General features: G+C 70.7%; 23 protein-coding genes and 3 pseudogenes. 16 read left to right on the top strand and 10 right to left on the bottom strand.

Going from position 1 to position 26,031, the window contains the following annotated elements; translation table 11 throughout:
• Positions 1 to 5 precede the first annotated feature (5 nt).
• Positions 6 to 1,250, bottom strand: coding sequence for an extracellular solute-binding protein (locus ABZ826_RS27390; RefSeq protein WP_361453650.1), 1,245 nt, complete (start codon positions 1,248 to 1,250; stop codon positions 6 to 8).
• A 95-nt stretch (positions 1,251 to 1,345) separates the two neighbouring features.
• Positions 1,346 to 2,395 carry a LacI family DNA-binding transcriptional regulator gene (locus ABZ826_RS27385; RefSeq protein ID WP_361453647.1) on the bottom strand — a complete coding sequence of 350 codons (1,050 nt, stop codon included), beginning with the start codon at positions 2,393 to 2,395 and terminating at the stop codon, positions 1,346 to 1,348.
• 125 nt (positions 2,396 to 2,520) lie between these two features.
• On the opposite strand from ABZ826_RS27385, the gene ABZ826_RS27380 reads away from it, so the two are divergent.
• A complete protein-coding gene (locus tag ABZ826_RS27380; RefSeq protein ID WP_361453644.1) occupies positions 2,521 to 4,644 on the top strand; it encodes a glycogen debranching N-terminal domain-containing protein in 2,124 nt (707 codons plus the stop codon).
• Between the two features lie 273 nt (positions 4,645 to 4,917).
• On the opposite strand, the gene ABZ826_RS27375 is transcribed toward ABZ826_RS27380, so the two are convergent.
• Complete coding sequence (locus tag ABZ826_RS27375) at positions 4,918 to 5,964, bottom strand: AI-2E family transporter (RefSeq protein ID WP_361453641.1); 1,047 nt, start codon at positions 5,962 to 5,964, stop codon at positions 4,918 to 4,920.
• A gap of 681 nt (positions 5,965 to 6,645) precedes the next feature.
• Here ABZ826_RS27375 and ABZ826_RS27370 point away from each other — a divergent pair.
• Together ABZ826_RS27370 and ABZ826_RS27365 are read left to right on the top strand one after the other, a co-directional pair.
• Entirely contained in the window at positions 6,646 to 6,801 is a 156-nt protein-coding gene (locus ABZ826_RS27370; protein ID WP_361453638.1) for a DUF6131 family protein, read from the top strand.
• Between the two features lie 369 nt (positions 6,802 to 7,170).
• Complete coding sequence (locus tag ABZ826_RS27365) at positions 7,171 to 7,614, top strand: VOC family protein (protein WP_361453690.1); 444 nt, start codon at positions 7,171 to 7,173, stop codon at positions 7,612 to 7,614.
• On the opposite strand, the gene ABZ826_RS27360 is transcribed toward ABZ826_RS27365, so the two are convergent.
• Positions 7,589 to 8,317 carry a hypothetical protein gene (locus tag ABZ826_RS27360; RefSeq protein WP_361453635.1) on the bottom strand — a complete coding sequence of 243 codons (729 nt, stop codon included), beginning with the start codon at positions 8,315 to 8,317 and terminating at the stop codon, positions 7,589 to 7,591. The two genes, ABZ826_RS27365 and ABZ826_RS27360, sit on opposite strands and share 26 nt — an antisense overlap.
• Before the next feature lie 333 nt (positions 8,318 to 8,650).
• Here ABZ826_RS27360 and ABZ826_RS27355 point away from each other — a divergent pair, with 333 nt between their 5' ends.
• From ABZ826_RS27355 to ABZ826_RS27340, 4 genes and pseudogenes are all read left to right on the top strand, one after another.
• Positions 8,651 to 9,430, top strand: a complete 780-nt coding sequence (locus ABZ826_RS27355) for a 2OG-Fe(II) oxygenase (RefSeq protein WP_361453632.1) — start codon at positions 8,651 to 8,653, stop codon at positions 9,428 to 9,430.
• Between the two features lie 205 nt (positions 9,431 to 9,635).
• A pseudogene (locus tag ABZ826_RS27350) lies at positions 9,636 to 9,950 on the top strand (methylated-DNA--[protein]-cysteine S-methyltransferase); the annotation flags it as partial.
• Positions 9,947 to 10,678: a 2OG-Fe(II) oxygenase gene (locus tag ABZ826_RS27345; protein ID WP_361453629.1), complete on the top strand. Its 732-nt coding sequence runs from the start codon at positions 9,947 to 9,949 to the stop codon at positions 10,676 to 10,678. The pseudogene ABZ826_RS27350 and the gene ABZ826_RS27345, both read left to right, overlap by 4 nt.
• A gap of 319 nt (positions 10,679 to 10,997) precedes the next feature.
• Positions 10,998 to 11,552: a hypothetical protein gene (locus tag ABZ826_RS27340; RefSeq protein WP_361453627.1), complete on the top strand. Its 555-nt coding sequence runs from the start codon at positions 10,998 to 11,000 to the stop codon at positions 11,550 to 11,552.
• A 126-nt stretch (positions 11,553 to 11,678) separates the two neighbouring features.
• On the opposite strand, the pseudogene ABZ826_RS27335 reads toward ABZ826_RS27340, so the two are convergent.
• Positions 11,679 to 12,030: pseudogene (locus ABZ826_RS27335) on the bottom strand (hypothetical protein); the annotation flags it as partial.
• A gap of 112 nt (positions 12,031 to 12,142) precedes the next feature.
• On the opposite strand from ABZ826_RS27335, the gene ABZ826_RS27330 reads away from it, so the two are divergent.
• On the top strand, positions 12,143 to 12,835 hold the full coding sequence (locus tag ABZ826_RS27330) for an RraA family protein (protein ID WP_361453624.1): 693 nt from the start codon (positions 12,143 to 12,145) through the stop codon (positions 12,833 to 12,835).
• A 142-nt stretch (positions 12,836 to 12,977) separates the two neighbouring features.
• Here the strand turns inward: ABZ826_RS27330 and ABZ826_RS27325 are convergent, their stop codons facing one another.
• Positions 12,978 to 14,030, bottom strand: a complete 1,053-nt coding sequence (locus ABZ826_RS27325) for a polyprenyl synthetase family protein (RefSeq protein ID WP_361453621.1) — start codon at positions 14,028 to 14,030, stop codon at positions 12,978 to 12,980.
• Entirely contained in the window at positions 14,027 to 15,088 is a 1,062-nt protein-coding gene (locus tag ABZ826_RS27320; RefSeq protein WP_361453618.1) for a tetratricopeptide repeat protein, read from the bottom strand. The genes ABZ826_RS27325 and ABZ826_RS27320 overlap by 4 nt, the downstream gene beginning before the upstream one ends.
• A gap of 783 nt (positions 15,089 to 15,871) precedes the next feature.
• On the opposite strand from ABZ826_RS27320, the gene ABZ826_RS27315 reads away from it, so the two are divergent.
• The gene (locus ABZ826_RS27315; protein ID WP_361453615.1) at positions 15,872 to 16,339 is read left to right on the top strand and encodes a hypothetical protein; all 468 of its coding nucleotides are present in this window, start codon (positions 15,872 to 15,874) and stop codon (positions 16,337 to 16,339) included.
• Between the two features lie 5 nt (positions 16,340 to 16,344).
• Here the strand turns inward: ABZ826_RS27315 and ABZ826_RS27310 are convergent, their stop codons facing one another.
• Positions 16,345 to 17,100 (bottom strand): methyltransferase, encoded by a 756-nt coding sequence (locus ABZ826_RS27310; protein ID WP_361453613.1) that lies wholly within the window; start codon positions 17,098 to 17,100, stop codon positions 16,345 to 16,347.
• 534 nt (positions 17,101 to 17,634) lie between these two features.
• Here ABZ826_RS27310 and ABZ826_RS27305 point away from each other — a divergent pair.
• The 4 genes and pseudogenes from ABZ826_RS27305 to ABZ826_RS27290 form a co-directional block, all read left to right on the top strand.
• Positions 17,635 to 18,048, top strand: a pseudogene (locus ABZ826_RS27305) (response regulator transcription factor); the annotation flags it as partial.
• A 139-nt stretch (positions 18,049 to 18,187) separates the two neighbouring features.
• Positions 18,188 to 18,379, top strand: a complete 192-nt coding sequence (locus tag ABZ826_RS27300; protein WP_351083309.1) for a DUF6381 family protein — start codon at positions 18,188 to 18,190, stop codon at positions 18,377 to 18,379.
• A 141-nt stretch (positions 18,380 to 18,520) separates the two neighbouring features.
• The gene (locus tag ABZ826_RS27295; protein ID WP_361453609.1) at positions 18,521 to 19,558 is read left to right on the top strand and encodes an MsnO8 family LLM class oxidoreductase; all 1,038 of its coding nucleotides are present in this window, start codon (positions 18,521 to 18,523) and stop codon (positions 19,556 to 19,558) included.
• 132 nt (positions 19,559 to 19,690) lie between these two features.
• Positions 19,691 to 20,200, top strand: a complete 510-nt coding sequence (locus ABZ826_RS27290; RefSeq protein ID WP_361453606.1) for a DUF664 domain-containing protein — start codon at positions 19,691 to 19,693, stop codon at positions 20,198 to 20,200.
• A gap of 130 nt (positions 20,201 to 20,330) precedes the next feature.
• Here ABZ826_RS27290 and ABZ826_RS27285 read toward each other — a convergent pair whose 3' ends face one another.
• Positions 20,331 to 21,137: an SAM-dependent methyltransferase gene (locus tag ABZ826_RS27285; RefSeq protein WP_361453603.1), complete on the bottom strand. Its 807-nt coding sequence runs from the start codon at positions 21,135 to 21,137 to the stop codon at positions 20,331 to 20,333.
• Between the two features lie 420 nt (positions 21,138 to 21,557).
• On the opposite strand from ABZ826_RS27285, the gene ABZ826_RS27280 reads away from it, so the two are divergent.
• Positions 21,558 to 22,520: an aminoglycoside phosphotransferase family protein gene (locus ABZ826_RS27280; protein WP_361453600.1), complete on the top strand. Its 963-nt coding sequence runs from the start codon at positions 21,558 to 21,560 to the stop codon at positions 22,518 to 22,520.
• A gap of 135 nt (positions 22,521 to 22,655) precedes the next feature.
• Here the strand turns inward: ABZ826_RS27280 and ABZ826_RS27275 are convergent, their stop codons facing one another.
• The gene (locus ABZ826_RS27275; RefSeq protein WP_361453597.1) at positions 22,656 to 23,222 is read right to left on the bottom strand and encodes a DUF4291 domain-containing protein; all 567 of its coding nucleotides are present in this window, start codon (positions 23,220 to 23,222) and stop codon (positions 22,656 to 22,658) included.
• Positions 23,223 to 23,434: 212 nt separating this feature from the next.
• Between ABZ826_RS27275 and ABZ826_RS27270 the strand changes: the two genes are divergently transcribed.
• Complete coding sequence (locus tag ABZ826_RS27270; RefSeq protein ID WP_361453594.1) at positions 23,435 to 25,045, top strand: ABC transporter substrate-binding protein; 1,611 nt, start codon at positions 23,435 to 23,437, stop codon at positions 25,043 to 25,045.
• Entirely contained in the window at positions 25,045 to 26,031 is a 987-nt protein-coding gene (locus ABZ826_RS27265; protein ID WP_361453591.1) for an ABC transporter permease, read from the top strand. Before ABZ826_RS27270 ends, ABZ826_RS27265 begins: the two co-directional genes overlap by 1 nt.

Genomic DNA, 26,031 nt, shown 5'->3' with positions numbered 1-26,031 from the left:
GGGGCTCAGTTGCCCTTCGCGATGGCCTGTTCGCCGTTGCGCTGGAGGTCGGCGAGGATCTTCTTCGGGTCGGCGGTGCGCAGCGACTGCAGATCGGTGTTGAACTGGCTGAGGACCTTGTCGAAGCCGGCGATCGTCACGGGGCCCTGCGCGTAGGCGCTGCCGTCCACCCAGGCCTTGGCGGCGGGCTTCTTCTCGGCGTACGGCTTGAGGGCGCTGGTCCGGGACGGCATGACGCCGAACGCGTCGGCGAAGGCGAGCTGCTGCTTGGCCGACGTCAAGTACTTCACGAGGTCGACACCCGCGTCGCGGTGCGCGCTGTCGGCGGCGACGCCCCAGCAGTTGCTGAAGGCGAGGGTGCCCTTGCCGGCCGGCCCCGCGGGAAGCGGCGCGACGGCGTACTTCACATCGGGATAGTCGAGCTTCATGCCGCCTTCGAGCCAGTTGCCCTCGATGGTCATGGCGGCCTTGCCCTTGCCGAGCGCCTCCCCGCCCCAGCTGGTGTCCACCTGCTTGGCGAACTTCATCGAGCCGGACTTGAGCAGGGACTGGACGAACCCGAGCCCCTTGGCGTTCTCCGGGCTGTCGGCGGTCATCTTCTTCTGGCTCGGGTCGGTGAGCCAGCCGCCCGCCTGCTTCATGAAGACCCCGAGCCGCTGGTACTCGTCACTGGTGACCAGGCCGGTGACGCCCTTGCCGGTGAGCTTGTCCGCGACGGTCTTCAGCTCCTCCCAGCTCTTCGGATAGTCCTTCTCCGTCAGCCCGGCCTTCTTCCACAGGTCGGTGTTGATGGCGAGACCGAGGGTGGAGGTGTCCTTCGGCAGGCAGACCAGCTTCCCGTTGTACGAGAACGAGGTCCGCAGCTGCTGGGAGAAGTCGTCGGCGTCGGATATCCGGTCACCGTACGGGTACAGCGAGCCGCCCTTGGCGTAGTTCGCGAACTGGTCGGAGTTGACGTAGAAGACGTCCGGCGGCTTGTGCCCGGCGAAGGACTGGGCAAGCTGCTGGTTCATGTCCTTGGCAGTCTCGACCGTGACCGAGTTGCCCGACTTCTTTGCATACCCGGCAGCGGCGGCCTTGACCGCCTGGGTCTCGGCGTCCCCCGAGGTGGCGATCAGTACCGTCAGCTTCTGCTTGTCGGCCTTGTCCTGCTCCGGCTCCTTGTCGCTGCCGAAGCTGGATGAGCAGCCGGTGGCGGCCAGCAGCGCCGCGCAGGTGGCGAAGGCGGCAACGGCCGTACGGGTTCCCATGAGTTCCTCCAGGAGGGATAAGACTTGCGGCTCAGCTGCCCGGAATGGGCGCGCTGTGAATAGACGGCCCGTGGAGCGGGCGTTGGGGGGTGGTTTCAGTCGTCCGACGCGGACGTGCTGTCACGCACGACGAGAGACGGTTCGAGCAGGACGCGTTCGGGCGGAGCGCCGACGTCCGACATCCGGGCCAGCAGCAGCCGGACGCATTCGCGGCCGACGGCCTCCAGCGGCTGGGCGACGGTGGACAGTCCGGGGGACAGGAGTGCGGCCGTGGGGGAGTCGTCGAAGCCGATGACCGCGACATCCTTGCCCGGCGCTGCTCGACGCTCGCGCAGGGCGTGATAGCAGCCCAGCGCGAGCATGTCGCTGGCGGCTATCACGGCCGTCGCACCGGCATCGAGCAGCGGTCCCACGGCGGCCTGTGCCGAGGCGATGTCATCGACGCTCCGAGCCCGCTTGCCGCGCACCGGGAGGCCGTGCCGACGCATGGCGCGCTGCCAGCCCAGGGCGCGGTCGTCGCCGACCCCGGAGCCACGCGGCCAGCCGAGGAACGCGATCCTGCGATGCCCCAGGCCGACCAGATGTTCGACCGCGGCGTCCGTGCCGGAGGCGCCGTCGACATCGACCCAGTCGCCGATCTCCCGGCCGGACCACATCCGGCCGAAGCCCACGAACGGCACCCCGCGCTTCTCCAGCCAGGCCTGGCGCTGGTCGCCCCGGTCGGTACCGCTGAGCACGAAACCGTCCACGCTGTGCAGGTCCAGGAGTTCCTCGTACCCGTCGAGGCCCGCCCTGCCGGGGGGTGAGGCGAAGAGCAGGATCCGGTACCCGGCCTCGTCGGCCGTTTGGGACAGGGCATGCAGGAACCGGTCCATGACCGGGGCCGAGGTGCCCGGAGCGGTGGGACGGATGCCGTACCCGATGAGCTTGCTGGAGCGGGTGCGCAGGGTCTGCGCCGCTCGGTGCGGGCGATAGCCCAGCTCGTCGATGGTGCGCAGAACTCGGTCCAGGGTCTCCGGACGCAGCAGTTCGGGCGAATTGAGTGCGTTCGACACCGTCTGCGGAGAGACCCCGGCCCGCCGTGCGACGGTGGCCAGCGTCACCGAAGCGGCCTTGGTCGCGGGGGTGTTGGGGGAGCGGGGCATGAGGGTCTCCGGAACCGGTTGTGCGAACTGACGAGATTATTGGAGCGTTCCAAAAGCGTTGTCAACGCCCTGAGGTCGTCGTTAGGGTTCTTGGAACGCTCCAATGCCTGAGAGGTTCTGCTCTGTTGGACACCACTGTCAAGACCCACGACATAACAAACTCCGAGACGGAGGCCGGCCCGTCGGTCGAGGGCCTCCAGCCGTTCCTGCACGACGCCTGTGTGACGCTGTACGCTCCGAGCTTCGCGATCTCACACGACGACGGGCAGATCGAGGGTTCGGCCGACGGCTTCTACCACGGCGACAGCAGGGCACTTGCCCGGCTGACCGTCGCGGCGGACGGAATCGCGCTCGCCCCGGTACGCGGAGCCTTCGAGGGAGCGGACCGTGCGGCCTTCCGCAGTGTGCTGCGCGGGCTGGGCGAGGAGACGCCGGACCCGGCAGTCACCCTGCACCGGCGCCGCCACGTCACCCCCGGGCACCTGGAGGAGACCCTCGAAGTCGCCAACGCCGGGCGGCAGCACGTCCGTGTCCGGCTGATCGTCACCGCCGGGACCGACCTCGCCCCGATCGAGCGCGTCAAGTCCGGACACGCGCTGAGCCCGGTCACCGCCACCGCCACCGGGAGCGGGCTCGACTGGTCCAGGGACGGCTTCGCCGTACACCTCACCAGCTCCCCGGAGCCCGCCGCCGTCGACCCGGCCGCCGGACGGCTGGAGTACGACATCGCACTTGCCCCGGGCTCGTCCTGGACCGCCGCACTGCACTGCGACGCGGCGCACGCGGACGGCGACCAGTTCCCCGCGCCCCCCGCGCAGAGCCTGCCCTGGCGCACGCCGGTGCTCCGCAGCGCCGACCGGCGCTTCGACCACTGGCTGAGCCAGTCGGCCGCCGACCTCGACCGGTTGCGGCTGACCGACCCGGAGGAGCCCGCCGACCAGTTCCTGGCGGCCGGTGCCCCGTGGTTCCTCACCCTCTTCGGCCGCGACTCCCTGTGGGCGGCCCGCATGATGCTGCCGCTGGGCACCGAACTCGCCGCCGGCACGCTGCGCACACTCGCCCGGCGGCAGGGTACGAAGTCCGACCAGGACACCGAGGAACAGCCCGGCAAGATCCTGCACGAAGTGCGCCGCGCCACCCAGGACTTCAACGAGAACTTCTCCCTGCCGCCCTGTTACTACGGCACGGTCGACGCCACCCCGCTCTGGATCACCCTGCTGCACGACTCCTGGCGCTGGGGCCTCGCGCCCGAGCAGGTCGAACAGCTTCTGCCGCACGCGGAGTCCGCCCTCGCCTGGATGCGTGACCATGGTGACGCGGACGGGGACGGCTTCCTGAAATACATCGACCACACCGGGCGGGGCCTGGCCAACCAGGGCTGGAAGGACTCCGGCGACTCCATCCGGTATCGCGACGGACGCTTCGCCGCGTCCCCGATCGCTCTCTGCGAGGTCCAGGCGTACGCCTACGAGGCGGCCCGCGGTGGCGCGGACCTGCTGCGCGCCTTCGGCCGCCCCGGCGCCGACCAGTGGGAGGAGTGGGCCGAGCGGCTCGGCGACCGCTTCCGCAAGCACTTCTGGGTGGAGGACGAGCGGGGACCGTATCCGGCCGTGGCGCTCGACCGGGACAGGAAGCCGGTCGACTCGGTCACTTCGGGCTTCGGCCAGCTGCTGGGTACGGGCCTGCTCAACCACGAGGAGAGCGCCCTGCTGGCCGCCAGGCTCAGTGCGCCCGACCTCGATTCGGGCCACGGTCTGCGGACCCTGAGCAGTGACTCCGTGGCCTACAACCCGTACGGCTATCACATCGGTTCCATCTGGCCGCACGACACCGCGATCGCGGTGCACGGCCTGGTCAGGGCCGGGTTCCCGGAGGCGGCCGCATCCCTGTCCGAGGGGCTGCTGACCGCGTCGGCGGCCTTCGAGGCGCGGCTGCCCGAGCTGTTCGCCGGTCATGGCGCGGCGACCGACGCCCGGCCCTCGCCCTATCCGGCATCCTGCCGGCCGCAGGCCTGGGCGGCGGCCTCGTCCGTCATGATCCTCCAGTCGGTGCTCGGTCTCTCCGCCGATGTCCCCGGTGGAACGCTCACGGTCGCGCCCGCGTTCGCGGAGGCGTACCGGCCGCTGAAGGTCGAGGGACTCGACGTCGCGGGCGGGCGGCTCGACATCTCCGTCGACGCGGACGGTACGGCGCACATCGCGGCACCCGAGGGCCTGGTGGTGAAGAGGCAGCACGCGACACCCCGTTGACACGGGCGGCTGTGCCCGGTCCGAGGCAGGACCCTGCGAGCCGGGGTGGGGGACCTGCCTCGGACCGGGCGGCCGGTGCCGACCCCAGGAGGCGTCGGCGGCGATGGTGGTACGGCCGGAGACACACCGGTGGTTCGTCTTCCGGCGTGCCCGGCGCGGCTCCCCGGCCGGGGTCCCGGTGCCGGGACCGCTGCGTCTCCCGAGTGCTTCCGGAAGGAGAGCGGTTGCGGCCGGGCTCGGTCGTGAGGCCCCCGGCGCGCCTCCGTGCCTCGCTCAGCCCTTCGCCTGCGCGGACTCGCGTGCCCGGCGCAGCGCCTGATGGACCGACCAGATGACGGACACGAGCGGCACCGCCACCACAGCCCCCAGCACCCCCGCCGCGATGGCACCAGCGATCACCGCGAGTGCGACGACCACGGGGTGCAGGCGGACCGCCCAGCTCATCACGATCGGGTGCAGCAGATGGCCCTCGATCTGGCCGATGACCACGATCAGCGCGATGACGACGGCCGCCACGATCGGACCTTTCGACGCCAGAGCCACTACGGCGGCGATCGCGAGGGCGATCGGTGAGCCGATCAGCGGAACGAAGGCGGCGAAGAACTCCAGCAGCGCCAGCGGAAGCGCCAGTGGTACACCGAGTGCGAACAGGGCCAGCCCGACGAGTACCGAGTTGGTCGCCGCCACCAGGAGGATGCCGTGCGTGTACCCGGTGAACGTGCGCCACGCCGCACGGCCCGCGATCGCGACCCGGGTGCGGGCGGTCCGCGGAAGCTGGTCGCAAAACCACTCCCACTGCCGGTCGCCCGAGTGGATGAAGAAGACCGAGCAGAACAACGCGAGCGCGAACACCGTCACCACCTCCACCAGTCGCCCGACGCCACTCACGGCCGTGCTGATGAGCGTGGAACGATGGCTGGACAGGAAGCTCCCGATCCGGGACTTGACGTCGTCGAGCGTCGCCCGGTTCAGCCGGAACGGCCGCCCCTCCAGCCAGCGCTCGATGCGGCCGAGACCGTCGCCGAACTCCCGCTCCAGCCTGGCGCGCTCGTCGGCGACCACCTCGCCGACGAGGAAAAGAACACCGAGGACGAGGACGACACTGCCGATCAGCGAGAGGGCGACAGCGAGAGGCCGGGGCATCCGGCGCGCCAGAAGATTCGCCAACGGGCGCAGCAACGCGGTGCCGACCAGACCGAGGAAGACGGCCGCAGCCACCTCCTGGAGCCGTCCGAGCACCGAGAACACGGCGTACACGACCGCTCCCACGGCGAGGATTCGCCAGGAGTACGCGGCTGCCGTCTGCAGTGCGGGGTTCACGCGCGGCTCGTACGGCTGACCGGGCCGCGCGTGGTGCAGGCACGGGTCCCGCACAGCGGGCCGTGGCATCCCGCGCAGCGCCTGGCGTGACGCGGCGCGGATTCGGTGGCGCCGTCCCTCGGGCGAGGCGCCGGCTTCCGTGTTGTCGGGCTGCGGATGCGATGGCCTGGGCATTCCCTGCTGGTACCAGCACAGACCGGGCCGTCGCGGGCCCGTGCGGCGACATGCACGGGAAGTCACCCTATGGGCGGAGCCGACGGGCCCCGGGATCGCGAGGCGCACCCGGGAGACGGAAGCGGGGGTTCCGTGAAGGACCGGCTGCGCGGGGTGCTGCGGCTCCTCGCTGACATCGGGGGATACGAGACGGCCTCGACCGTCGCGGAGCCGAATGCCGTGGAACGGTGACGAGAGCCCGTACGTCCTCCTGCCCGTACGTCCTCCTGCCCGGAAGCCCGGAAGTCCGGAAGTCCGGAAGCCCGGAAGTCCGGAAGCCCGAGTCCATCCGCACGCGCCCCTGCTCGACGCCCTCCTTCGCCCCCATGCGACCCCCCGCCCGCGCCTCGGGCGGCCTGGTGCCGGCTCCGGGGGATCGGCGAGTGACCCTCCTGGCCCGTTCTGCGTCAATCTGCGGGAGCGGTTGCCGGGCGCATACTGGGAGAAGACGCTCGATAGGAGGACGCAATGATCGTCCTAGGTGTCATTCTGCTGGTCATCGGTCTGGTGGCGGGCATCGCGATCCTGTGGACCATCGGTGTCGTGCTCGTCGTCATCGGCATCATCCTCTGGATCCTGGGTGCCATCGGGCACGCTGTAGGCGGCCGTCGGCATTACTGGTAGGGCCTGCTCCGTACCGACCGGCATCCTGCCCGGTGATCTTGGTGTGGGCGCATTGCTGACGCCCTCCTTCGCCCCCATGCCGCCCCCGCCCGGCCCTCGGGCGGCCTGGTGCCGGCTCCGGGGGATCGGCGACCGCGGCTCGGAGGCTGCGGATGGACAGCTGTGCCGGCGTCAGCCGGGTTTGTCCAGCTTCCCGTCCATCACATGAGCAAGACGTCCGCAGCAAGGACGGCAGCGGTAATCGAGCAACCCTGATCAAAGGTTCCTCGGGCTTACGCTCTGTTGAGGAGTGCCCGAGTACGAAAGGCCGCGAGAGGCGTGGCGGCCTGGCGGCTCGCATGGCCGTCAGAACGACAGGAAGGCTCCGTCGTGGACATGAGACTCGAAATCGTGGTCATCCCGGTTGCCGATGCCGATCGGGCGAAGGGTTTCTACAAGGCGCTGGGTTGGCGTCTGGATGCCGACTTCACCGCTGACGACGGCTTTCGGGTGGTCCAGCTGACACCGCCGGGTTCCGGTTGCTCGGTGATCTTTGGGAACGGGGTCACCTCGGCCGAGCCGGGGTCTGCTGAGGGTCTGTACCTGGTGGTTTCGGACATCGAGGCGGCGCGGGCGGAGCTGGAGGGGAACGCTGTTCAGGTGAGCGAGGTGTTCCACGACGCCGACGGAGTGTTCCACCACGCGGGCACCAAGGACCGGGTGCCCGGCCCCGCCCCGGAGCGCCGCAGTTACGCTTCGTTCGCGTCGTTCAACGACCCGGACGGCAACCGCTGGATGCTGCAGGAAGTCACGGAACGTTTTCCCGGACGGTAACACCTGCCGACATCGGCACGATGACCTGCTCAAAGCCGCTCCCGTCGCCGGGCCGCCCGGTTTCTGGCACCGAACCTTCAGGACGGCGACGTCCTGCCCCGCGTACTGTCCCGTGCCGCGGACACCTGCCATACCACGGACTCCCTGCCCGCCCCGTGCCGGCGACAGCCCACTCGCTCGGCAGCGACATCGATCGGCCCAGTCCGCTGTCCTTCCGGCCGTCCCGGTCATTGCCGCCTGTGGCCGGATGACGCGATCGGAGGCGGTCTCGCCAACACGGGGCCGGTCCGCGCGCTGGACGACTGGCCATCTCGGAGGGAACGTGGCCGGCTGCACCGCAGGTGTGGGCGGCGCACCGGCCTGGAAGCCCAGCAGGCTGCGGCTCCCGGTGCTTGAGCCGGTCGCTGACTGTGGTGAGCAGCTCGTCGGAGAAGGTGGGGCCGGCTACGGCTCTCGACATGAGCATGGCACCGACCACGGCGCTCAGGGTGAGCATCGCCCCGGCGCGGGCACCCTCGGAATCGTCGTCGAGGTCGGCGATCAGATCCAGATACGTGCGGACCTGGCTTTCATAGGCTTCTTTGAGGTGCTGGTCGCTGCGCCCGGCGGCGGAGCCAAGGGTGACCAGGGCGCAGCCGGTGGCGGGCGTGTCGCGGTGCTGCTTGGTGAGGTAGGCGTCAATGAGCCCGGTCCGCGGATTCATACCGTTGAGTCGTCGGATCCCCTCGGCCGATCGGCCATCCGCTTGCCGCGGGGCGACAGTCGGTCGCCGCCGCCCGGGATCCGAGGCGCTCCAGCCGTGCTCAAGCTCTTTGGCGCGAGGGGCGGCGACCGCGTCCGGTCGAGCCGTGATGCCCGTAGCGCGATGTCCGAATAGCGCCAGATCTGCCGCCCGGTGACGGCCAGGATTGATCGTCGAGGGCTTGCGGCGGCCGGGCCGGGACCGGGTACGGGCCGGTGGTCACAGGCACTGAAGGGGCGCGGTGCCGCCTGACCGGCCGCCGTGAGGACAACACAGCACCGAGGGACACGCATCATGAACCAATCCGCCGTCACCCCGACGCTGTTCGGCGCGACACCCCGTACCGCTGACGCACCGCGCGTTGCGTACGACAGGCACCTGCCCGTGTTGAGCGACCTGGACTGGCCCGCACTCTACGACCGGTTGAACGAGCGTGGCGTTGCGCTCACTCCGCCCCTGCTCAGCCGTGAGCAGTGCGAGGAGCTCATCGGCATGTTCGACGACGACGGAGTGTTCCGCAGCACGGTGGTGATGCAGCGGTACAACTTCGGCCGCGGCACGTACAAGTACTACGCGCATCCGCTGCCGTCACTCGTCCGTGTGCTGCGGGAGAGCCTCTACCCGCCGTTGGCCTGGATGGCCAACCAATGGGCGCCGATGCTCGGCGAACGCACCTTCCCGGACACGCTCGCGGAACTCACCGAGGAGTGCGCGGCCAACGGCCAGCACCGCCCGACCCCGCTGATCCTCTCCTACGGGGAGGGCGACCACGCCTGCCTCCACCAGGACATCTACGGCGACATCGTGTTCCCGTTGCAGATCGCGATCATGCTCAACCAGCCGGGCGACGACTTCACGGGCGGGGAGAACGTCTTCGTCGAGCAGCGCCCCCGCTTCCAGTCCACGGCCGTGGTCGTCAAGCCGGAGCTGGGCCAAGGGATGATCTTCCCGGTCCGTCACCGGCCGGTCCTGGGCCGCAACGGCTACCGCCGACACCCCGTCCGGCACGGTACCGGCGCGGTCGAGTCCGGGCGGCGCCAGACCCTGGGCCTCATCTTCCACGACGCCCGCTGAACCCCCGCCGGGCTCCGGCACATCGCCCGCCGAGGCATGGATCCGATGGAAACGCACCGTCCGAAAACCGCCGGACAAAGGGCATCGAACGGCACAGAATTTTCTATGGATCGATCAAACCCCGTGGAAGGAAAGCCCGATGACGCGATGCACGGCCATGGGCAGCCCACTGGGTGAACCGCTGTTGGCCGGCGAGGCGTCGCCGACGGCGTACGGTCGGATCGCCGGTCGCATCGGCGCACCGCGATCCGCGGTTCGCCCGGTCGGCACGGCCGTCGGCGTGAACTCCCTGCCGATCGTCCGGCCCTGTCACCCGGTGATCGGCGCGGACGGCTCCCTGACCTGCTGCGCCGGAGGGCTGGAGCGCGAGAGACAACCACGGCTCCGCGAAGGCGTCGCCGAGGGTGGCGACCGGACTGCCGCCCGACCGGCTTCGCCGCGCCTCCACTTCCGCCATGGCTGCGGCGACGCCGAAGCCCCACTCCTTCGTCAACCGCGCACTGAGGAACGAGACTCGTGATCGACACAACACATCCGGCCGGGACGGCGAGCGACCTGGTCGACGCCACGGACTGGGCGGCGCTCACCGAAGAGGTCGACGTGTACGGAAGCGCGCTCACAGGGCGGCTTCTCACCCCCGCGCAGTGCCGTGAACTCGCCGGTCTGTACGACGAGAACGAACGCTTCCGCTCCACCGTCGACATGGGACGCCATCGTTTCGGCTCCGGCCAGTACCGCTACTTCACCCACGATCTGCCCGAGCCGGTGGGGGAGTTGCGCCAGGCCTTCTATCCACACCTGCTGCCGATCGCTCGCGACTGGGCCGGCAGGCTGGGGCGGCCCGCCCCGTGGCCCGACAAACTGGAGGAGTGGCTCGGCAGGTGTCACGAGGCCGGCCAGTCCAAGTCCGCCCAGATCCTGCTGCGTTACGGCGCCGGAGACTGGAACGCCCTGCACCGAGACGTCTTCGGCGACCTGCTCTTCCCGCTTCAGGTCGTCATCGGACTCGACGCGCCGGGCACCGACTACACCGGTGGCGAGTTCCTGATGACCGAGCAGCGCCCCCGCGCCCAGTCCCGGGGATCGGCCACCCTCCTCCCGCAGGGGCACGGGCTGGTCTTCACCACCCGGGATCGCCCGGTCGCCTCCAAACGGGGCTGGTCGGCCGCGCCCATGCGACACGGCGTCAGCACCGTCCGCTCAGGCCGGCGCCGTACTCTCGGCCTCGTCTTCCACGACGCCGGATGAACGACCGCGCCGATGCCCGCCGGAGAGGCGAGGGACGCCTGCACACACTGCTCGGCCCGGACGGCGAGCCCTACCGAAGCGTCACGCCGGGCACGCTCGGCGGACACCGGCGAAGCCGACTGTACGGCCGACTGGACTGCCCCTCTGCGCTTCGGGCCTTGGCCCGCGGCCGGTACGTGTCCCAGCGCGTGTTCTTCGCCGACGAGAGCACTGCCGTCCGGGCCGGATACCGGCCATGCGCGGTGTGCCTGCCGAAGGCGTACGCCCGTTGGAAGGCGAAGCGGACGGCGGGACAGGAACAATGACCCGAGGACACCTCATGAGCCCGACCGAGGACGACGCAGTGAGCCGGTCACCCGGCGCCCGTGCCCCTGTCGTCGACAGCCCGGCGCCGGATCCCCACACCGAAGCGGAGCTGGCCGCACTGATCGGCCTGCTGACCGCGGTGCGCCCGGACATCCGGTCCGTGGCCGTCGGGCACGGGCGCGACACCAACTCCCGTACTGCCGCACAGGCGTTCGTCCGCGCATGGCACTCCCTGCACAAGGACGTGCTCGCCGTCGTCGACTGGCCCGAGGACGCCGCCTCGTGGCTGCGCCCCGCCCGGCGACTGACGGCACAGGCTCCGGACGCGTGGGTGCTGGCCGGTGCGCCGCTCGGAACGGCCCGGCTCGCCCGGCGCCTGCGCCGTTCCACCGACTGGGAACCGGCCCGCACCTTCGGTTTCGCCTCGCTCGGCACCCCCCGGCTGGTCGAACTCGCGGGCGCCGAGACCGTGCACGGTCTGCGTGGTGCCTCCGTCGACGGCGGCACCTGGGAGATGCGCCGCGGCTGGACCACCCACTACGGGCCCCCGGACCTCCCGTCCGCGTGACGCGGGGCAGGGCCGGCCCGTCCGGGATCTCCGCCGGCCTCCGGCCCGGTCCGCCACGGGCCCGGCAACGCCTCGCCGACCCGAGCGAACGGGGAACTCGCCCCGCACAGGGCCGCTTTCGCCGTCTCAGCGCTCCCGGTAGTGGTCGGCTACGGCGGCGAACGCCGCCTTGGGCTCCCACGGCATGTCGGGGTAGGTGTCTCCGAGGCGGCCGGCGAGGACCTTCACGATGCCGTAGCCGGCCAGGTCCAGGTCCTCGCGAGGGTCGCCGTCGGGGCGGTGCACATGGTCGTAGAGCGCGAAGGTGAAGACGAAGGCGCTGTCGATGCCGCCGTCCTCGAACGCCTCCAGCAACTCGCCCAGATACGCGGCCTGACCGGCCTCGTCGCGGATGTACTCACCCTTCAACCGGACCGGCGTCCTTGTCGTACTCCACGATCTCCAGACCGAGAGCCCCCCTGTCGCCCGCACCCCGGTAGCGACGCGGCGCGCCGTCGACTCGTCGAGGCCGCGCAAGTAACATCGCGGCCCCAAGCCGCTGTCATCGCCCGCCGTCGGCCTCAGACGGCAGCACCGCGCCAGGGAGAACCATGCTGAAGGCATTCGAGGACCTGTCCACACCGCTGGTGGCCGATGCCTGCCTCCGCGTCGACGTGCCCCTGCGCATCGCTCCGTCCGGAATCGGCGCGGTGGTCTCCGGGCACCGGATCGCGGGGCGGGCGCTGCCGGTACGGCACTACGGCAGCGTGGACGTGTTCCTGGAGGCGTTCGGCGCGGCGGAGCAGGGTGAGGTGCTGGTCATCGACAACGGCGGCCGGTCGGACGAGGCATGTATCGGAGATCTCGCGGTGCTGGAGGCCGAGGCCGCGGGCGTGGCGGCCCTGGTGGTGTGGGGGCTGCACCGCGACACCTCGGAACTGGGGGAGATCGGCGTTCCCGTGTTCAGCTACGGCAACCACCCCTCCGGCCCTGTCCGGTTGGACGAGCGGGAGCCCGAGGCTCTGACCACGGCGCGGTTCGGACCGCACCTGGTGAGCAGGGAGGACGTCGTCTTCGGCGACGAGGACGGAGTGCTGTTCGTCCCGGCCTCACGTGTCGAGGAGGTGCTGGCCGCCGCGCACGGGATCCGCGCGACCGAGCGCGAACAGGCCCTCATGATCAGGGCGGGCGAGACACTGCGCAAGCAGACGTCCTTCGACGAATATCTGGCACGGCGCACAGCCGATCCGTCGTACACCTTCCGGCAGCACCTGCGGCGGACCGGCGGGGCCATCGAGGAGTAGCCGCGCGGGGCAGCGGGGAACCGCCTTGCTCACGGCGGCAGTTCAGGAGATGCCGGTGGCCGGCCCCGGGTGACGGGTTTCCGGCCACCGGCGCGTGAGCCCGGGACGGGAGCGGTGGTGCCCGGTCGGGGTGCCCGACGGGTCACATGGCGCGATCGACGAAGAACGGGAACAGCGTGAGGAGTTCACCGAGCGCGTCCGGGGCCGGCGGAACGCCGTCCAGGCTGCGGCGGGCGCTGTCGAGGTGCCGGTGGGCCTCGGCCAGCGTCGCCGAACGCCCGCCGGCTTCTTCGACGAGGTCGGCCGCCCGTCGCGCCGTGGCGGCGTCGAGCGGGTTCCCGGAACCCAGCAGCGCGGCGAGGTGCCGGGCGGCGGGGCCGTCCGTGGCCAGGGCCGCGAGGACCGGGTACGTCTTCTTCATCCTGCGCAGATCGCTGTGCACCGGCTTGCCCGTGAGCTCCGGGTCTCCCCAGATCCCGAGGAGATCGTCCACGGCCTGGAACGCCACTCCGAGGTGCCGACCGGCGCCGGTGAGGGCGTCGACGGTCGCGGCCGGGGCTCCGGCGAGCAGTCCACCGAGACCCGTCGCGCACCCGAGCAGCGCGCCGGTCTTCTGCTCGGCCATCCACTGGTACTCGTGGGGCCGCACCGCTTCGGGTCCGGTCCAGGGCCGGGTCTCGAAGAGCAGGTCCTCGGCCTGACCGCGCACCAGGTCGGTGAGCGTTCCGGCGAGATGCCGGACCGCGGCCGCGCCGTGCGCGCCGGGCGAATCGGCCAGTGTCTGGACGGCCAGCGCGAAGAGCGCGTCCCCCGCGAGGATCGCGGGGCCGGTCCCGTACACCTTCCAGACGGTGGCGCGCTGTCTGCGGGTCTCGTCGCCGTCCATGATGTCGTCGTGGAGGAGGGAGAAGACATGGATCAGCTCGACGGCGACCGCGCCTACGACGGCGTCCTTGGCGGGCGCGCCGACGGCTTCGGCGCTGAGCAGTGTGAGGGCCTGGCGCACCCCCTTGCCCTGCGAGCCGGGGACGGGGCTGCCGTCCACTCCGCCCCAGCCGAAGGAGAAGGTGGCCATCTCCGCGTGCCAGGGGTGCAGACGCTGCACGGCCTGGGCCAGCGCGGGGCGGACGAGATCGCGACAGCGGGCGAGGATCTGCGGCGCCGTGGCCCGATGGGTTACGGGCGAGGGTGTCATCGGCGCCCGCCTTCCTCGTCCGAATCGCCACCGACCGGTGTCACGCCGAGTTCCGCATAGGCCTTGTCCACCATGTCCCGGGCGTTGAGCAGGCCGATCCGGCTGAGGGTGCGGCGCAGCTCGCCGAGGTCGGCGGCGGTCTCGTTCCGGTCCCGGCCGAGCCGGGCCAGCGACTTGACGAGACCGAGCCGGGCGAGGGCTTCACCCCGGGGTTCGGCCATCGCACGGAATTCGGCGAGCGCTTCCTCGTACACCTGACGTGCTTCTTCGTACCGGTGGGCACGGAAGAAGACGTTGGCGCGCATCTTGTGGTTGTACGCCAGTGCACTGGACAACTTCATCTCGCGGCAGGTGAGTTCCGCCTCCGTGAGCAGGGCCAGGGCGCCCTCCGGGTCGTTCCGCAGGGAGATGATGTCGGCCATGCCGCGCAGGGCCCATGCGCGGCCACGCCGGTCGTCCGCGTTCCCGGCCAGTTCGGCGGCCTCCTCGAACATGGCCAGGGCGCTGTCGAGCGACCCGGTGTTGCGATGGATCTGCGCGATGCCTTCCAGGGCCCACACGGTGTGCCGTGCCTCGCCGCGGGCTCGCGCTTCGGCGAGCAGTTGTTCGTGCAGCACCGCGACGGTCTCGTAGTCGCCCTGTATTCGCCCGGTCTCGGCGAGGCCGGCGAGGGAGTAACCACGGGCGACGACATCCCCGCCGCGCTTCCCCGTGTCGGCGGCGAGACCCAACAGGCGGAAAGCAAGCCTGAGTTCACCACGCTGACGGGCGAGTGTCCCGCCGCTCCACAGCGCCCACGCCATCGCTCCCAGGTCACCGGCCGAGCGGGCGGCCCGGTAGCTGGCCTTCCAGGCCTGATCGGCTTCCGTTATGTTGCCGAGCCTGCGATGGGCCTCGGCCACCGCGATCCCGCACTTCGCCACTTCCTGTTGCGAACCGCTGAGTTCGGCCTCTCTCAAGTGGCGTATGCCTTCCGCCAGTACGTCTGTGAGAGAGGAGTTCACCGACATCTTGGTGAGAGCGCCTTGGTACTCGGGCGCCATTGCCTTGCTGTGCATGGGTGCCTTTCGCGCACGACCGGGTCGTCGGCGGAGCAACTATGCACTTCATATATACATTTTGCGCATAGTTGCCCGGTGATCGGCCCCGGGCGTTCGTGGAGGGTCGGACGTGGCTGGTGACGTGCGGCGAACCGCCTTGTTGTGGATCAAGACGGCAGTCGGGCGCCTCAGGTTGCTCCGTGATCAACAGAAGGCATCGCCGTTTCGTCCGGTAGCGGGCGCCTCTCGACCTGCGGCGAATCGGTGTGTGGGTGCGAACCGCGGGCGGTCGGTGCCGGAGGGGAACGGCCGCCCCGGTCGCGTCGATGCGCAGTGCGTGCGCCCGCTCGCTCTGCCGGACGGCGGTCGGTGGCCCATCGAACGGGAAGCCGATCTCCGATCAGTCCTCGGACGAGACGACCATGTGCGTGTCCGGACCCGCCGGATGGTCGTCGGGGCCAGGCGCCGGCCGACGCTGACGTCCGTGCCTGCCTTCTCCACGGCCACCGGCCGGGGACAGCAGGTCACGGCGACGGGCAACGCGTCGGCAGCGGCGGCCGGCCGGACCGCGTGAGCGCCCCGGGGTCACGCGCGGCACCGCACCCGGGCCGCCGGCGGACGGCTCGCTGACCGGCGTCCTGGCCGAGCCCGCGGACGGTGCGCCGCGCATCACCGGGAGATCCTGCTGAGCGCCCCGCCGGTGCGATGCGGATCGCACCGGCGGGGCGCCTTGTTAAGCGCCACCGGCATCTCCTGGCTAAGCTCGTCGAGGGGCCGAATACCAGATCGACGGAGGCTCCCATGACAATGACGTTCGAACCGCGTGATGTGGCCCCCCGCCTCGCCATCGGCGCGTTCATCCTGAACTCCGGCCTGGGCAAGTTGAAGGCGGACGAGGATACGGCGCAGGCCGTGCACGGCATGGCCTGTGTCGCCTACCCGTTCCTCAAGAAGTTGGATGCCGGGCGATTCACCCGGATGCTCGGCTGGTCGGAGGTCACGATCGGCGGTGCGCTGCTCGCTCCCGTCGTTCCGACCCGACTGGCCGGACTGGCACTGACCGGTTTCTCCGGGGGACTCCTCGGCCTCTACCTCCGCGTTCCCGGTATGCGGGAGCCCGGCAGCCTGCGCCCCACCCAGAACGGCATCCCGATGGCCAAGGACTCCTGGATGCTGGGCGTGGGGCTGGGCTTCCTGACCGCGGGCTGCCACCGGGGACGGCGGGGCGCGTCGAGGTCGAGGTGCCCCCGGCGCCGGACCAGGGGCTGACCCGCTCACCCCCTGGCCGGGCGGGCAGTGGCGGTTCGTGCGCCGCGCGCGGCGGGGGTGCAGGTGCGAGAGGGCGTCGGGTCCAGACGCCAGACGCGGGCCGGTGGGACGTTCGCCCACACCGTGCGCCCCTGGGCCGGCCCGCGCCGCCGGTATGCGGCGAGGACGGCCTCGACGGCCCGGTGCCGGGCCACCTCGGCGGAGGGGGCGACCAGCCGGCGGGCCGGGGCGGTGCCGACGTACGCGAAGTAGGTCAACGACCCGCCTGGGCGCAGCAGATCCAGGTAGCGGTCCATCAGAGAGGCGACTGTGTCCGGGCCGAAGTCGGTGAAGGGCAGGCCCGAGATGATGACGTCGTAGGACTTGTGTGTGTCCAGGCACTCGATACGCGTCTCGTGGACCCGGACGCGAAGGGGGCTCCGGTCGGGGCTCGGGCCGTGGGGGCGTGCCGAGCGGCTCTCCCGGTCCGGGTGCCGTTCGTGCACGACGTTGCGCAGGACCGCCGCGAAGCGCGGGTTGGCCTCGACCACGTCCAGCGAGCTTCCCGGGGCGAGCAACGGCAGCAGGAAGCGGGTGACGGGACCCGTTCCCGCCCCCACCTCCAGCACGTCCAGCGGTTGCCCGGCCCGCTCGGTGGCCGGTTCGGAGAGGGCGGAGGCGAGACGCCGGCTGCTGGGTGCCACCGCGCCGGTGGTACGGAAGCCGCGTACGGCCTCGGTGACGAAGAGCCGGGTGTCGGTGAAGCGGGGCCATGAAGTCATACCGGCGACGCTAAGGAGCAGAGGCGCTCCGGAAATCGGCCGTTGTGTCCGGGTGAACCGGTACCGATGTCATCAAAGAGGCGTACGCAACCCCCCACGAAAGCAGGGGGTGGACGCGACCGGAGGCCCATGGGCCCGGAGCGATGGGGTGCCTACGATCGGCCGGTGGAACGCGAATACCCTCATCGAGGTCCGGTATGGACGGAGTGGCTGCTGTCCGGCGGGGTGTTGCTGCTGGTCGCGCAGGGGGTGGTGAAGGCCCGCCTCACATGCCACTTCCGGCCGTCGGGCCGGTGTCGGCCGTCGTGGCCACGCTGCTTCTGCCCGTGCGCCGGCGCCGCCCGCTCCTGGTGCTCGCAGTCGCGGCGGTGGCGTTGATCGCCCAGGGCGCGTACGAGCCCATGACAGTGATGGTCTTCCATCTGTCCCCCCAGGGCCGGGTCCGGCTCGCCGGGGCGGTCGGGGGTGTGTTGCCGTGGGTGTGTACCGCGCCGCTGAGCGGCGGCGTGACACCGTCGTACGGCGCCGGACTGCTCGACCTTCGACCTGGACGCATACGTGTACGAGGCGCTGGCGGCCGGTGCGGATGGATTTCTGCTCAAGGACTCGGACCCTGCCGAGATCCTGCGGGCCGTGCATCTCGTGGCAGCCGGATCGGCGATGCTGCACCCGTCCGCGGCCCGGCGGCTGATCGACCGCTACCACCGCACCGTCCGGCCGGGCACCGCTGCCGCCCGGGGCCGAGTGGGCCGCCTGACACCACGCGAGCGTGATGTCCTGGTACTGGTGGCCGAAGGGGCCACCAACGCGGAGATCGCCGGGCGGCTGAGGATGAGCGAGAGCACGGTGAAGGCCCACGTCAGCCGCATCTTGACTACCCTGGAGGTCGGAAACCGTGTCCAAGCGGCGCGGGCCGCCCGGGACGCTGGGCTGATGGCTGATGGCTGATGGCTGATGGCTGATGGCTGACCGGGTCGGACTCTTTGCGTCGCATTCGATGGTGGGTGACCGTCCGGGACGCGTTGCTCCCCAGGAGACCCGGTTCCGTGGGCGGAGCCCGCTCCGGCCGCGGAACCAAGGAGTGATCATGAGCGAGTCAGAAGAATACCGAGGTCGCGTGAAGCAGATGCGTGCCAAGGCCAAGGACCTTGAGGAGGCGGCCGAGCGCACCACCGACCCCAAGGAACGCCAGCGCCTGAAGGACAAGGCCCGCAGGATCGAAGCGGAAAGTGATCAGGTCAGCGGCATGGCGAGCGGGGACATCTACCCCATGAAGTAGTCGCCCGCCCGTATCCGGCCTCTCCGCCCGACGCCGTGCACGCCCGTCGGCCGCGGGCCCTCGACGGTCATCGTCCAGGGCCCGCGCGTACTCGGTGGCCGGCGGGGGAATCCTGGTGCGGCCCGGACGTTGAACAAGGATGTGAGCTCCGTGATCGCATCCACCCGGTTTTCCGTCCTTGACCGCTCCCGAACCCGCGAGGGCCACGACGGCCCGGAAGCACTGCGCGACACCGTGCGTCTCGCCCGGGAGGCCGAAGCCCTCGGTTTTCACCGGTTCTGGGTGTCCGAGCACCACAGCGTGCCGGGCGTCGCCGGTTCGGCGCCGACCGTCCTGGCAGCGGCCGTCGCGGCGGCGACGTCGACCATTCGGGTCGGTACGGGCGGCGTGATGCTTCCCAACCATCAACCACTGGTGGTTGCCGAGCAGTTCGGGGTGCTGGAGTCGCTGTACCCCGGCCGGATCGACATGGGTCTCGGACGCTCGGTGGGCTTCACCGACGGCATTCGCCGGGCGCTCGGCCGGGACAAGTCCGCCGCGGAGGGCTTCGCCGGCCGGCTCGACGAACTGCTCGGCTGGCTGGAGGGTACGCAGCGCGTCCACCCGCAGGTTCATGCCCGTCCCGCCGAGGGGCTGCGCATACCCCCGTTCGTGCTGGCCACCGGCGAGGGGGCCGGTATCGCCGCCGCGGCCGGGCTGCCGCTGGTCGTCGGCGATCTCCGCGGCCGGGAGAAGCTGCTGCGGGCCGTCGAGCGCTACCGCCGGGAGTTCCGCCCGTCGTCCTGGGCCCATGAGCCCTATGTCGTCGTGTCGGGCACGATCGCGCTCGCGGGGAGCGAGGAGGAGGCCCGGCGTCTTCTGGTGCCGGAGGCCTGGTCCCTGGCGCACGCCCGGACGCACGGCGTGTTCCCGCCGCTCGCTCCCGCCGAACGGGTCGAGGCGCTGACGATGACGGAGAAGGAGCGTGGCTTCTACGAGCAGGGACTGCACGGTCATCTCCAGGGAACGGAGGACCACCTGGTCCCGGCGCTCGAAGGGGCGATCGAGGAGACCGGGGCGGACGAGGTGCTGGTCACCACCAGCACCTATGACCGCGTGGCTCTGGTGGATTCACTGCGTCGACTGGCCCGGATCGCGGAGCTGACGACCGGCAGGGGCGAATCCGCCGCCCTGGCATGACGGCAGCCGCACCGCCCGCGGCCCCGGCGATTCGTGCGGGTCACCTCCCCGTCGCCACCACGACCGGAGGCGTGCCGGGTGCGGCGCGTGTCGATGGCGGGAGAGAAGTACGAGAGCGGCCATGGTGAGGGGATGAACAGCGTTGACCTTTTGACGGATGCTTTCACTCGCGTCCAGGAGACGGTGCACTCGGCGGTCGAGGGTGTTTCGCGCACCGATCTCCATGCCCGTCTCGACGACGGAGCGAACACGATCGCCTGGCTCGTGTGGCACCTCACCCGGATCCAGGACGACCATGTATCGGACGCGGCCGGGATCGAGCAGGTCTGGCTCACCCACGACTGGGCCTCGCGCTTCGATCTGCCCTTCGCGAAGGACGCCACCGGCTACGGACACGGCAGCGCGGACGTCGCGGCTGTGCAGGTGGGCTCGGCCGAACTGCTGATCGGCTACTACGACGACGTCCACGAACAGACCCTCCGGTTCCTTCGTGGGCTCGACGGCAGGGCTCTGAGCCGCGTCGTGGACGAGGCGTGGTCGCCGCCGGTCACCCTCGGGGTCCGGCTGATCAGTGTCATCTCGGACGATCTGCAACACGCGGGCCAGGCGGCCTTCGTCCGGGGTGTGCTCGAACGCCGGTAGAACCCGGCGTGAGCGGAGGTCCGTTGGGCCGGGGGAGCAGTCGGCACCCGCCGATTCCCGTTGCGCTCCTGGTCCTCCGGAGCCGCAGCCGTGGTAGTCATGGCCCCGGCTTCCGGAGGACCCGGGCGGCTCAGCGCTTGAGCCCGACGCCGCTCACCGCGTGTCCCTGCAGGGCGTCCGCCGGGTTCTGGTCGGGATCGGGGCGCCAGGTCGACGTCTTGACGACGCCCGGCTCCACCAGTTCCAGACCGTGGAAGAACTCGGCGATCCGTTCAGGGCTGCGCAGATGGTACGAACTGGCCGAGTTCGCGTTGTAGGAGGCAACGGCCCGGTTCAGCGAGTCACTTGTGTTCGCGCCGTCGCTGAGGGCCAGATAGCTTCCCGCGGGGAGCGCGTCCACCAGTCGGTCGACCAGCGCCCAGGGGTCGTCCTCATCGGGCAGCTGTCCCATGATCCCCAGCATGGTCAGCCCGACCGGCCGACTGAAGTCCAGTGTCTTGGCGGCCTCGGCGAGGATCGCGTCGGCGTCCCTGACATCGGCGTCGATGTACGCGCAGGCACCCTCGGGAGTGCTGGTGAGCAGGGCACGGGCATGGGTCAGGACGAGCGGGTCGTTGTCGACGTACACGATCCTGGACTCCGGGGCCACCCGCTGTGCCACCTCGTGCGTGTTGTCGGCGGTGGGCAGGCCCGTGCCTATGTCGAGGAATTGACGGATGCCCGCCTCCGCGGTCAGGAAGCGCACCGCGCGGGCGAGGAAGGCCCGCTGGAGGCGGGCGACGGCGGCGAAGTCCGGGAACGCCTTGAGAATCATGTCGCCCATCTCGTGGTCGACGGTGTAGTTGTCCTTGCCGCCCAGGATGTAGTTCCACACCCGTGCCGAATGCGGCCGGTCCGTCTGAAGTCTGTCGGCCGGCATCTGCCAAGAAGTACTCATGACAAAGATCCTGACATATGCCAAACGGGTCTGCCCGAGGTGCTGATCACCGATTCCGTCCTGGAGGGGACCGGCCTCCGGCCGAAGGCGGATCCCGTGCGGAATGTGTCACGGACCGTCGGTCAACGACTACCTGTGGTGGTGGACTTGAAGGTTCGCAGGACTGTCTTCCTTCCGGGCGAGGGGCGTTGAGCGGTGCGGCGGCGCCGGTTCACGTACGGTCGCGCGTCGTGGGTCCACTGCGGTGCGGGAGGACGGCGTCCGTGCCGGGGCGCGTATGGGCCGGCTGGGTGCGGGACATGGAGGCATGGCGCCCGTGCCGTGGATAAAGCAGGTGAAGGCCGGCGGCCACGGTGATGTGATGGAGCGATGCGACGTGAGGCGCCGGACATCGTGGACCGAGGACAGTATCCGAGTGCGATGACGCCCTGGGAGCAGGAGGCGTGGCGGGAGGAGGCGCTCGGATGGGCGGAGCGCGAGCTGGCCGCCCGCGGGCTGCGCCGGACCGGGCAGCGGCGGGTGCGGCTTCGGCCGTGGTCCGTGCTGGTACGGGTGCCCGTCGAGGGGCGCGACGCCGCCTGGTTCAAGGCCAGCCCGCCCGCCAGCGCCTTCGAGGCGGCACTCAACGACGCCCTGGCCCGCTGGGTGCCCGAGTACGTTCTGAAGCCGCTCGCCGTCGACGCGGACCGCGGCTGGTCCCTCCTCCCGGACGGCGGCCCGCTCTTCAGGGACGTGCTCGACTCGCCCCGTGGCCCGGTCGACCCCCGTGCCTGGGAGGAGCCGTTGCGTCAGTACGCGGGAATGCAACGAGCTCTTCTCCCGTACACCGAACGGATCGAACTGCTCGGAGTCCCCGGCGCGCGCACCGCCTCGCTCCCTGAGACCTTCGACCGGATCGTCGACATGAACACCGCACTGGAACCGACCCGGCTCAAGGCGTTGCGCGAGCTGCGGCCGCGCCTCGCGGAGTGGTGCGAGGAACTCGCGGGCGTCGGAATCCCCGACACGCTCGACCACTCCGACCTGCACGACGGTCAGCTCTTCGCGCCCGCGCCGGGCCGTTTCACGTTCTTCGACTGGGGCGACGCGGCCGTTGCCCATCCCTTCTGCAGCTTCCTGGTGCCCGCCCGGTTCGCCCGTGAGCGCTTCGGACCCGAGGTGCTGCCCCGGCTGCGCGACGCCTATCTGGAACCCTGGGAAGGCGAGGGCCGTACGACGGCGGAACTGCGGAGCGCGCTGAGCCTGGCGTGGCGCCTCGGGGCGATCGGCCGGGCCTGTTCCTGGGGGCGTCTCTTTCCCGGTGCGTCCGGCAGCGCCGGTGCGCCAGGGGATGCCGAGAGCGCCCACTGGCTGCTGGAGCTTCTCACCGAACCGCCGCTGTAGCGGGGGAGGCGGCGTCGGTGCTCTGCGCGTCATGGTGCGAGGTGCAGGGGGTGACGCCGCGTCAGGCGCCGCTCCCTCGCCCGGCGCGCCGAACGGCACGGCCTGCCGCAGCCGTTCGGGACGGCCGACAGGCTCTCACGCGTCGATGAGGAGACTTCGCGCGGTGGCTGGCGGCACCGGGTAGATGCGCTCGGGCGGAAGCAGCCGCTGGGCCTGTGCGGTACGGCCGCCCTGCCTGAGCGCCGCGATCCTGCGAACCTGTGGCGTCACGTCGGTGAGGTCGACGACCCAGTCCTCCGCGAAGGTGCGGATCAGCCCGCGGCCGACCCCGACCTGGATGCTGTAGTGATTGAGCGCGGCTCCCCGCAATGATCGCTCGGGATCCCACTGGACGTGGACGGGGGCTCGGGCGACGGCTGCCGGGTCGGCCGTCGTCAGCACGGCCCGGGACAGTGCCTCCTCCCAGCCGGAACGGGTGAGGCGTACCGCGAGCACGCGTTCCTGCCCGGACTTCTGTGCCCAGTTGCTGCGGTGCATGAGCCACAGGAACGACGGCTTGATCCAGGTCATCCGGTGGAAGGAGAACGCCGGCACGAACCGGTTCGCCCGCAGGGACGGTCCGGCGACCGCGGGTGAGTACGCCTGGTACACCACGATCGTCCGTTCGTCGTAGTGGGCGCGTATCTGGTGCTGGGCGGACATGCGCCACAGGTTTCCAGACACCCGATTGGACCGCGATCGGATTTCGCTGCGCCCGACCGGACTGTTCATGCCTCCGCACCCTCGTGTCCGTCTTCGTCGCGGCGCACCGTCGACAGGGCGGATTTTCGTGCGGCGCGACCACTCGGGGCCGGAGTGCGGCTGCCTAATGTTCCCTCACTCGGCGGCGGCGTGCCGCTCCCTCGGAGGTGACCATGGCCAGCCCCGCAGGCACGGAGACGAGATTCGGCACGAGGCGCGGGGCCCGGTCCGCGGCCGCGATGGTCACGGCGCTCGGCCTGGTCACCACCGCGGCCGCGTGCGGCGGCGGCTCGTCCGCCGGAGGTGGTGGCGGGTCGACGGTGGTGCTCGCCGTCGCCGCCGATCCGGGCACGCTCAGCCCCACCACGGCGCTGGCCAGCACCGCACTGTCGATGAACTCCTTCGCCTACGACACGCTCGTGCACATCGAGGCCGACGGCTCGCTGGTTCCCGGGGTGGCCGAGAATTGGTCCGCCACGTCCACCTCCGCGAAATTCACCATCCGCTCGGGGGTGACCTGCGAGGACGGCTCCCCGCTCACCGCGGACGATGTGGCCGCCGAGTACAACCACATCGCCGATCCGAAGAATCAGTCCCCGATGCTCGGGCTCTCCGTCCCCGTCACCGCCGTGGCAAAGGCCGACAGGGCGAGCCGGACCGTCACCGTCACCACGGCCAAACCCGCGCCGTTCATCGTCCAGATGTCCCGGCTGCTGCCCCTGCTCTGCAAGAAGAGCCTGGCGACCCCGGAAGCCCTGACCAAGGCGACCGACGCGAGCGGACCGTACCGGCTGACCGAAGCGGTTCCGGGCGACCACTACACCTACGTCAAGCGGGACGGATACGCCTGGGGGCCCCGCGGATCCACCGGAGCCGGCCTCCCCGGAAAGCTGGTGTTCAAGGTGGTCGCCAACGAGTCCACCGCGGCCAATCTCCTGATGGCCGGACAGATCAACGGGGCCCTGATCAACGGCGCCGACCAGGACCGGCTGGACGCGGCCAAGGTGTACCGCGAGACCACCCAGGCGCTCTTCGGGCAGTTCCTCTTCAACCAGGCCGCCGGCCACCCGGGCGCCGACCCGGCGGTGCGCAAGGCCCTGGTCTCCGTACTGGACCTGAAGCAACTCGGCAACGTGGCCACCGGCGGGAAGGGCAAACCCGCCACCGGCATCGGCGAGACCGCACCCACCCCCTGCACCGGCGACACGGTGACCGGGAACCTTCCCGCCCATGACACGGCACGGGCCGCCGCCGCACTCACCGCCGCGGGCTGGGCGAAGAGCGGCGGCACCTGGACCAAGGACGGCACGCCGCTCGCCGTCGGGCTCAGCTACCCGACCAACCAGGGCCCACAGGTCGCCTCGGCGGTCGAACTGGCCGTCCAGCAGTGGACGTCCTTCGGCGTGAAGGCATCGGCGAGGCCCACGGGTTCCTCCAGCATCCTCGGCACCCTCACGGGCGGCGACTGGGACGTGGCCTGGGCTCCCGTCGGAGTCGTCCTCCCGGACCAGCTGACCCAGTTCTACGACGGGCCGCCACCGCCCAAGGGCAACAACTTCGGCTCCATCGCCAACGCCGACTACCACCGGCTCGCCGCACAGGCCTTGGCCAGGCCCGGCGTCTCGGGCTGCGGCCTGTGGAACGAGGCCGACGCCGCCCTGGTCAAGAACGTCGACATCGTGCCGATCGTCGACAGGCCCCTCCGGTACTACGCAAAGGGCATCACCTTCGAGGTGGACGGCTCCGGCATCATCCCCGGCACCCTGCGGCGGAGTGCCGGCTGATGGCGACGATCACCCTCGACTCCCTGAGTACGACCGCCCGCAGCCCCTGGGCCGGATTCTTCCTGCGCCGCACCTGGCGGCTGGTGGTGTCGCTGGCCGCGCTGATCACGGCCGCGTTCGCGATGATCCACCTGATCCCCGGCGACCCGGTGCGGTCGGCGCTCGGCACCACCGCCGACCCGGCGCTGGTCGCCGCCCGCAGACACTCGCTCGGCCTGGACCAGTCGCTGCCGCAGCAGTACGGGGACTTCGTCGGCCATCTCTTCCAGGGCCGGCTCGGTGACTCGATCGGCGCCCAGATGCCCGTCTCCGAGATCATCTCCAGCAGACTCCCGGCGACCCTGCAGATCGCCGTCCCCGCGTTCGCGCTGATCCTGCTGCTCGCCATCCCGGTCGGGATGACCGCCGCGGTGCTGACCAAGGACGGCCGCCGGCGCCGAGGCGAGCTGGCCTTCACCGGCGTCACCGGCTTCCTGGGCGCGGTGCCCGAATTCCTGCTGGCGGTCGGCCTGGTCGCGGCGTTCGCCGTGGCATGGCCGGTCTTCCCGGTGGCCTCGCGCGGCGGCGTGGACTCCTACGTACTGCCGGTGCTGGCGCTCACCGTCGTCCCGGCGGCCGCGCTGTCGCGCATCGTGCGGGTGGAGACCCTGCGGGTGCTCGGCGAGGACTACATGCGCACCGCGCGGGCGAAGCGACTACCGGCCCGGTTGCGCTATCTGCGGCACGCGCTGCCGAATCTGCTGACGTCCTCGCTCACCCTGGGCGGCCTGCTGTTCAGTTCGCTGCTCGCCGGCACCGTACTGGTCGAGAACGTCTTCGCCTGGCCCGGACTCGGCACGACGATCGTCCAGGCGATCACTGAGAAGGACTATCCGCTGGTCCAGGGCGTCGTGCTGGTCTACGGGGCGGCCGCGCTGTTCATCACCTTCGCCGTCGACGTGGCTGTGGCCGTCGCCGACCCCCAGTCCACCGTCCGCGGGAGTTGA

The organism is Streptomyces sp. NPDC047515 (genome assembly GCF_040643055.1).
Lineage (GTDB): Bacteria > Actinomycetota > Actinomycetes > Streptomycetales > Streptomycetaceae > Streptomyces.
The sequence above is the reverse complement of the archived record's forward strand: the minus strand, read 5'-3'. Positions and strand labels throughout refer to the sequence as shown.

Excerpts from the sequence above, each read along its gene's own strand:
- ABZ826_RS27390 (WP_361453650.1), bottom strand. The coding sequence starts at position 1,250 with ATGGGAACCCGTACGGCCGTTGCCGCCTTCGCCACCTGCGCGGCGCTG.
- ABZ826_RS27385 (WP_361453647.1), bottom strand. The coding sequence starts at position 2,395 with ATGCCCCGCTCCCCCAACACCCCCGCGACCAAGGCCGCTTCGGTGACG.
- ABZ826_RS27370 (WP_361453638.1), top strand. The coding sequence starts at position 6,646 with ATGATCGTCCTAGGTGTCATTCTGCTGGTCATCGGTCTGGTGGCGGGC.
- ABZ826_RS27360 (WP_361453635.1), bottom strand. The coding sequence starts at position 8,317 with ATGAATCCGCGGACCGGGCTCATTGACGCCTACCTCACCAAGCAGCAC.
- ABZ826_RS27355 (WP_361453632.1), top strand. The coding sequence starts at position 8,651 with ATGAACCAATCCGCCGTCACCCCGACGCTGTTCGGCGCGACACCCCGT.
- ABZ826_RS27340 (WP_361453627.1), top strand. The coding sequence starts at position 10,998 with ATGAGCCCGACCGAGGACGACGCAGTGAGCCGGTCACCCGGCGCCCGT.
- ABZ826_RS27330 (WP_361453624.1), top strand. The coding sequence starts at position 12,143 with ATGCTGAAGGCATTCGAGGACCTGTCCACACCGCTGGTGGCCGATGCC.
- ABZ826_RS27325 (WP_361453621.1), bottom strand. The coding sequence starts at position 14,030 with ATGACACCCTCGCCCGTAACCCATCGGGCCACGGCGCCGCAGATCCTC.
- ABZ826_RS27320 (WP_361453618.1), bottom strand. The coding sequence starts at position 15,088 with ATGCACAGCAAGGCAATGGCGCCCGAGTACCAAGGCGCTCTCACCAAG.
- ABZ826_RS27315 (WP_361453615.1), top strand. The coding sequence starts at position 15,872 with ATGACAATGACGTTCGAACCGCGTGATGTGGCCCCCCGCCTCGCCATC.
- ABZ826_RS27310 (WP_361453613.1), bottom strand. The coding sequence starts at position 17,100 with ATGACTTCATGGCCCCGCTTCACCGACACCCGGCTCTTCGTCACCGAG.
- ABZ826_RS27300 (WP_351083309.1), top strand. The coding sequence starts at position 18,188 with ATGAGCGAGTCAGAAGAATACCGAGGTCGCGTGAAGCAGATGCGTGCC.
- ABZ826_RS27290 (WP_361453606.1), top strand. The coding sequence starts at position 19,691 with ATGAACAGCGTTGACCTTTTGACGGATGCTTTCACTCGCGTCCAGGAG.
- ABZ826_RS27285 (WP_361453603.1), bottom strand. The coding sequence starts at position 21,137 with ATGAGTACTTCTTGGCAGATGCCGGCCGACAGACTTCAGACGGACCGG.
- ABZ826_RS27280 (WP_361453600.1), top strand. The coding sequence starts at position 21,558 with ATGACGCCCTGGGAGCAGGAGGCGTGGCGGGAGGAGGCGCTCGGATGG.
- ABZ826_RS27275 (WP_361453597.1), bottom strand. The coding sequence starts at position 23,222 with ATGTCCGCCCAGCACCAGATACGCGCCCACTACGACGAACGGACGATC.
- ABZ826_RS27270 (WP_361453594.1), top strand. The coding sequence starts at position 23,435 with ATGGCCAGCCCCGCAGGCACGGAGACGAGATTCGGCACGAGGCGCGGG.
- ABZ826_RS27265 (WP_361453591.1), top strand. The coding sequence starts at position 25,045 with ATGGCGACGATCACCCTCGACTCCCTGAGTACGACCGCCCGCAGCCCC.